Raw genomic sequence first — 5956 nt, forward strand, 5'->3', positions numbered from 1 at the left:
GTGGTAACACCTGACACCACGGAAAAAAGCTCTAAGTTGAAAACTTCCAACTGAATCAATGCCATTCATCACGATAAACGAACTTAGGCATGTGCCATTCGAAGCGGATAGAAAGTAATCTTAGGGCTAATCCAACTACGGCTGCTAAAATAGTAGCCAGCATCTCGCTTCCATGAAAATGCTCTATGCCGATATAAACCGCGCCGGTGACTATCGCTGCGCTGGCATAAATCTCTTTTCTAAAAAGAAATGGAACTTCGTTGCAGAGTACATCACGAAGTACCCCGCCAGCACAACCAGTAATCATTCCGCTAAAAAGTACAATTAAATAAGGTAAATGGATTTCCTGTGCAACCTGACAGCCAATAATCGTGAAAACCACCAAACCTAAAGCATCAAGATAAAGGAAAAGTTTTTTGAGTTTAGTCATAATCGAGGCAATAAATGCAGCGAGTAAGGCTGCTACTGCAGTAATTACCAAATATTCTGGATGTTCTACCCAGCTCATTGGGTAATGGCCAAATAATACATTTCTAACTGTTCCGCCGCCTAATGCTGTAACCCAGGCAATAATGCAAACACCAACCCAATCCATATCACGTCTGCCCGCAGAAAGTGCAGCAGTCATGGCTTCGGCGGTTATGGCAATAATGTAGAGGATGTGAAGCATTAGATAGGTTAACTGTTTGAATTGGTTAATCGGTTAACTGGAAATGGATTGTTCTATTGTTGAAATTGCTAACCTCAACCTGTTAACTGAGCACTGCCAACTGAAAACTAATCCTTCTTCTCTTCCTGGATAATCACAAAAACATCTTCATTATCTTTTTTCATGAAGTATTTTTCGCGGGCAAATTTTTCAGCCGTATTCAGATTGGTATTCAGTTCGTTTAAATCTTTTTTAACCTGGGCGGTTTCTTTCTCGAAATATTCTTTTTCTTCCTGCAGTTTATTGGCCTGACTGCGGTACTCGTATTGCGACATCATATCGTTTTTGTCGAAAAATAGCATCCACATCGCAAAAGCGACAGTAGCAAGGAAATATTTATTTCGGAAAAGATCTATTAAACGTTTCATATATTGATATGAGATTTTAGATGTGAGATTTGAGAAAACCCGAATCCAACAAACAAATATAGTATTAAAATAAAAACATCCGAAGATTTAAAATCTCCGGATGTTTCGCAAATAAGTTTTTCAACTTGTTAACATTATAGCATTGGGTTTAAACCCAATACTATAAATTATTTCTTAGCGTATTTGAATTTTGAACCAATGAAACGAGCGTTTTCACCTAATTCTTCTTCAATACGTAATAATTGATTGTATTTAGCAATCCTGTCTGAACGTGATGCAGAACCAGTTTTAATCTGTCCGCAGTTTAATGCAACAGCTAAATCAGCTATCGTAACATCTTCAGTTTCGCCAGAACGGTGACTCATTACCGAAGTATAGCCATTGTTTTGTGCTAAAGTTACCGCATTGATGGTTTCAGTTAAGGAACCGATCTGGTTTACTTTTACTAGGATTGAGTTAGCAGTAGCCTCATCAATACCACGTTGTAAACGGGTTACGTTAGTTACAAATAAATCATCACCAACCAATTGAACATGGTCACCAATTTTATCGGTTAAGCTTTTCCAGCCAGTCCAATCGTTTTCATCCATACCATCTTCAATAGAGATAATTGGATATTTTGCAGAAAGATCAGCTAAATATTGTGCCTGCTCTTCGCTTGAACGAATTACCCCAGTGGCGCCTTCAAATTTAGTATAGTCGTATTTGCCATCTTTGTAGAACTCAGATGATGCACAGTCTAAAGCTAAACAGATTTGAGAACCTGGTTTGTAACCAGCAGTTTCAATTGCTTTTAATACAGTTTCAATTGCATCTTCAGTACCGTCAAAAGTTGGTGCAAAACCACCTTCGTCACCTACTGCAGTAGATAAACCTCTATCGTGAAGAATTTTTTTCAAGCTATGGAAAACTTCAGTTCCCCAACGTAAAGCTTCAGAGAAAGAAGGTGCGCCAACTGGCATAATCATAAATTCCTGAAAAGCGATAGGTGCATCAGAGTGAGAACCACCGTTAATGATGTTCATCATCGGAATTGGTAAAGTGTTTGCATTAACACCACCAATGTAACGGTATAATGGTTGACCGATTTCATCAGCAGCAGCTTTAGCAGCAGCCAAAGAAACACCTAAAATTGCGTTAGCACCTAAGTTACCTTTGTTTTCGGTACCATCCAGGTCTAACATGATTTTATCAATTGTATTTTGCTCAAAAACATCAATACCTCTTAATGCATCAGCAATTTTAGTATTTACATTTTCTACAGCTTTTAAAACACCTTTACCTAAATATGTAGATTTATCCCCATCACGTAATTCAACAGCCTCATATTGTCCAGTAGATGCACCGCTTGGTACAGCTGCACGGCCAAAAGCACCTGCTTCTGTTACAACTTCTACTTCTACTGTTGGATTGCCTCTCGAATCGAGAATTTGTCTGGCATGGACATTAACGATTATGCTCATTTTTATTTGATTTTTTATTGATTTTTTAACCTGCTTAGTGTATAAAATACAATTACTAAGCGCAACATCAAAGTTAGTATTATTTTTAAATAAATAAAGTGTTTTAAGGGTTAATGTTATGATAGTTGTTCAAGTTAATCAGTGGTTAATTTTAAGTTAATATTGGTATTCTGTCATGCTGAGGTACGAAGCATCTGCAAGCTATGGAACAGATGCTTCGTGCCTCAGCATGACAATGTTATTTATAGCCTCATAAAAAAACCGTTGAATCAACTCCAACGGTTTTATAAAATATTTTAATCTCTTTATTTTTTAGCTTCGGCCAAAAGTTCAGAATTGAGGCGTACATATTCATCAATCTTTTGTGCCTTTGCAGCGTCTATACCTTGCTGCGCAGTAGCTGATGCTCCCGCTTTATCGCCCATTTTCAATTGGATACGGCCTTTCCATAATTTAAACCAGGGTGCTTTAGGATCTGATTTTTCTGCTTCCGTCATCCATTCTAAAGCTGTTTTTAAATCTTTTCCATTTTGATAATAATACAATGCCGAATTAAAGTAAGGTTTTTTTTCGCCCTTCATCGCTTCAGCAATATTTGCCATTACTTTTTCATCGATAGAAGTTGTAATATTGATGGCATAAGCACTATTCTCCCACATCATATTTAACTGCGCCGAAGTTTCGCTAACAGCCGAAAACTGCATGCTAAGGGTTTCTACTTTATCTTTTAAAGCTGTTGTTTTTACTTTTACACGAAGCACATCATCACTTTCCTTATATGCGTAGGCACCCCATTGATCGGGCGTTTTGCTGAAAATAACCGTCCACTCATTTTTGCCTGGAATGCTGAACAGGCCATATTCACCAGCAGGCAGATCTTTGCCTTCAATTTTAACGGCATCGGTAAATTTAATACGTGTGGCCGCATTTGCCCCGTTACGCCAAACTACGCCCATTGGCTCCATGCCGCCAAAAATTTTGCGGCCTTTAACATTCGGACGAGAGTAGGTTAAAGTTATTTTGCCTAATCCAAAATCCTGGATAATGGTTTGCCCGCTACTCGGTTGTGGAAACTTGGCTCCCTGGGCATTTGCGAAATCTGCTGCACCTAAAAGTGCAACAAACAGCATTACTGATTTGATCGATATTTTCATTGCTTTGTTGTTTTTGGTTTACACGAATTTACGCAATAAGCTTCGAGTTTAACAAAATGTTTTAATGCTGTTCTCTGCCTAGCTGGTGTTTCCTAAATCCAAAAATGAATTCATCAAAATATTCGCCATTTTTAAAAATAGTATCTTTTAGCGCTGCCTCGAAAATAAAGCCCGATTTCTTTAAAACCTGCTGCGAGGCCAGGTTCGTATGTGTAGTCCGTGCGAAAATTCTTTCAATATCAAATGTTTCGAAACCATATTTAAGCATTTCTTTTATGGCAAGCGGAACAATGCCTTTGCCCCAAAAATCCTCAGCAATCCAATAGCCTATTTCTGCACTTTTGCTGTAAATATCGGCCAGTTGATGCACACCAATCGATCCAATTACTTCATCGTTTAACACAATGGCCTTGATTTGTAAGGGATCATGACTCAGTGCGAGTTGAATAAAAGCCTCGCCATCTTTTTTCTCATAAGGAAAAGGGAATTTATTGGTTAAATATTTCGAAATATTGAAATTGTTGGCATGTTTAACCAAACTTTCAACATCACTTGGTTGGTAAGGGCGTAAAATTAATTGCATTGTGTATGATTTTATCAAGATGATTGTGCTTTGTAACTTTTCATTAAAACTAAAGTCAGAAACAAARTGCTTTTATGTTACACTTCAATCAATTTGAAAAATCTTATTTCAATCATCTTGTTTTAAAGATAGATAATATTAAAATTCCCGAAGGCATTTTCTGGATAAAAGGAAGTAACGGTTCGGGGAAAAGTACCCTCTTGAAAGCAATTGCAGGAATATTGTCTTTCGAAGGTGATATCGCGATAAGTACTATTTATTTAAAAGATCATGGTGTTTCCTATCGAAAGCTTGTAAATTTTGCCGAGGCCGAACCACTGTACCCCGAATTTTTGACCGGATTTGAAATGGTTGATCTTTTCGCTAAAGCCAAGGGGGCTGTTTCTGATCAAGCAAAGATCTTAATTGCTGAAATGGGTATGGAGCCTTACATTCATAATCCATTGGGTTCATATTCTAGTGGCATGTTAAAAAAGTTGTCGTTGGTTTTGGCTTTTTTAGGGCAACCTAAATTGATCTTATTAGACGAGCCTTTAAATACGATCGATGTAGAATCTTTGGAGATATTATACCGCTGGATTAATGAAAAGTGCCAAAATGAAAAAATCAGTTTTTTACTTTCCTCACATCAGCCATTAGATGAGTTAAAATTGCCCGGACTTCAACAGATCAATATTCAAGATAAAAAAATAATACTGAATTTTTAATGTCGTTGCTTTCAAATACCGCCTTAAAGAAAATATTTGTTGATGGTTTTTACCGTACCCATGCAGCTATGTTGGTATTCATCTTTGTGATGTTGATCAGTTACTGTTTGTTTATCAATACCCTGGGCACGGTTTGGCCCGACCAGATTGATTTCTGGCAGTTTTTCTTTACCATTAGTTTGGTGAGTAATCCACTAATGATGACTTTCTATCTTATAGGTAGCACATTGTATGCTTACAAAAGCTTAAAATACGTCTTAAGTCAACTTGTTTTGCCCCAGCAAGAGTTTCTGTATTATAGTTTCACGTCGTCAACCAAAAAACAGCAGTTTATGGCCTGGTGTGTAGTGCAGACCTGCATATTTATCCCTGTATTGTGTTATACGCTATACGTCATAAGCATTGGAATTGTATTTGGATATTATCTTATTTCTATCGGGATTTTATTTTTTCAATTGCTTCTGGTTTTAGCAGGCGCTTATATATACCTTAAAGAAAGTAACCGTTTAATAGAAGCTAACAAGCCAAATTGGTTACTCAGGGTTAGCAGAAAATGGAGCAAACCTGTTTTTTTGTTATATAGTTTTCAGGTTTTCAATCAGGCGAAATTGGCTTATGCGCTCACCAAACTGCTTTCGTGGGTGCTGATTTCGAGTGTGTTGGTAGTTTTTGCTGATCTTAAAGATGATTCAAGATTATTGATGCTTGTTACCTCCTGTATTATTGTGGCACATGTGGTGCTCATTTATCAGGAGAAGGTTTTTAATAATAGATACTTGTCTTTCTTGCCAAATTTTCCTTTTACTAAAGAAAAAGTATTTTTTAGTTTTTGTTTAAACTATCTCGTTTTATTACTGCCCGAAATCTGTTGGATATTTACCAACTTTGGTATTTTAACATCGTTTGGGTTAATCGCATTTACCTTTTCTGCGATTCTGTTATTTAGAAGCTTACTTTTGTTAAATGCAATAC

The 5956-nt window shown here is 37.0% G+C and carries 7 protein-coding genes; 2 read left to right on the forward strand and 5 right to left on the reverse strand.

Features of this window, described 5'->3' with window-relative positions; all coding sequences use genetic code 11:
• Positions 1–55 precede the first annotated feature (55 nt).
• The 5 genes from AC1DPQ_RS15240 to AC1DPQ_RS15260 all read right to left on the reverse strand — a co-directional run bounded on the left by AC1DPQ_RS15240 (position 56) and on the right by AC1DPQ_RS15260 (position 4277).
• Positions 56–670, reverse strand: coding sequence for a trimeric intracellular cation channel family protein (locus AC1DPQ_RS15240; RefSeq protein ID WP_215131366.1), 615 nt, complete (start codon positions 668–670; stop codon positions 56–58).
• 107 nt (positions 671–777) lie between these two features.
• Positions 778–1077, reverse strand: coding sequence for an FtsB family cell division protein (locus AC1DPQ_RS15245; RefSeq protein ID WP_025145767.1), 300 nt, complete (start codon positions 1075–1077; stop codon positions 778–780).
• Between the two features lie 167 nt (positions 1078–1244).
• Positions 1245–2540, reverse strand: a complete 1296-nt coding sequence (gene eno / locus AC1DPQ_RS15250; RefSeq protein WP_029278432.1) for a phosphopyruvate hydratase — start codon at positions 2538–2540, stop codon at positions 1245–1247.
• Positions 2541–2845: 305 nt separating this feature from the next.
• Positions 2846–3694, reverse strand: a complete 849-nt coding sequence (locus tag AC1DPQ_RS15255) for a DUF2911 domain-containing protein (protein WP_477580754.1) — start codon at positions 3692–3694, stop codon at positions 2846–2848.
• A 61-nt stretch (positions 3695–3755) separates the two neighbouring features.
• Complete coding sequence (locus AC1DPQ_RS15260) at positions 3756–4277, reverse strand: GNAT family N-acetyltransferase (protein ID WP_477610063.1); 522 nt, start codon at positions 4275–4277, stop codon at positions 3756–3758.
• A 74-nt stretch (positions 4278–4351) separates the two neighbouring features.
• Here AC1DPQ_RS15260 and AC1DPQ_RS15265 point away from each other — a divergent pair, with 74 nt between their 5' ends.
• Both AC1DPQ_RS15265 and AC1DPQ_RS15270 read left to right on the forward strand, forming a co-directional pair.
• A complete protein-coding gene (locus tag AC1DPQ_RS15265) occupies positions 4352–4984 on the forward strand; it encodes an ABC transporter ATP-binding protein (protein ID WP_477580758.1) in 633 nt (210 codons plus the stop codon).
• On the forward strand, positions 4984–5956 hold a 973-nt coding region (locus tag AC1DPQ_RS15270; protein WP_477610065.1), incomplete at its 3' end, for a hypothetical protein. The genes AC1DPQ_RS15265 and AC1DPQ_RS15270, both read left to right, overlap by 1 nt.

Source organism: Pedobacter sp. 01T416_2 (genome assembly GCF_056398925.1).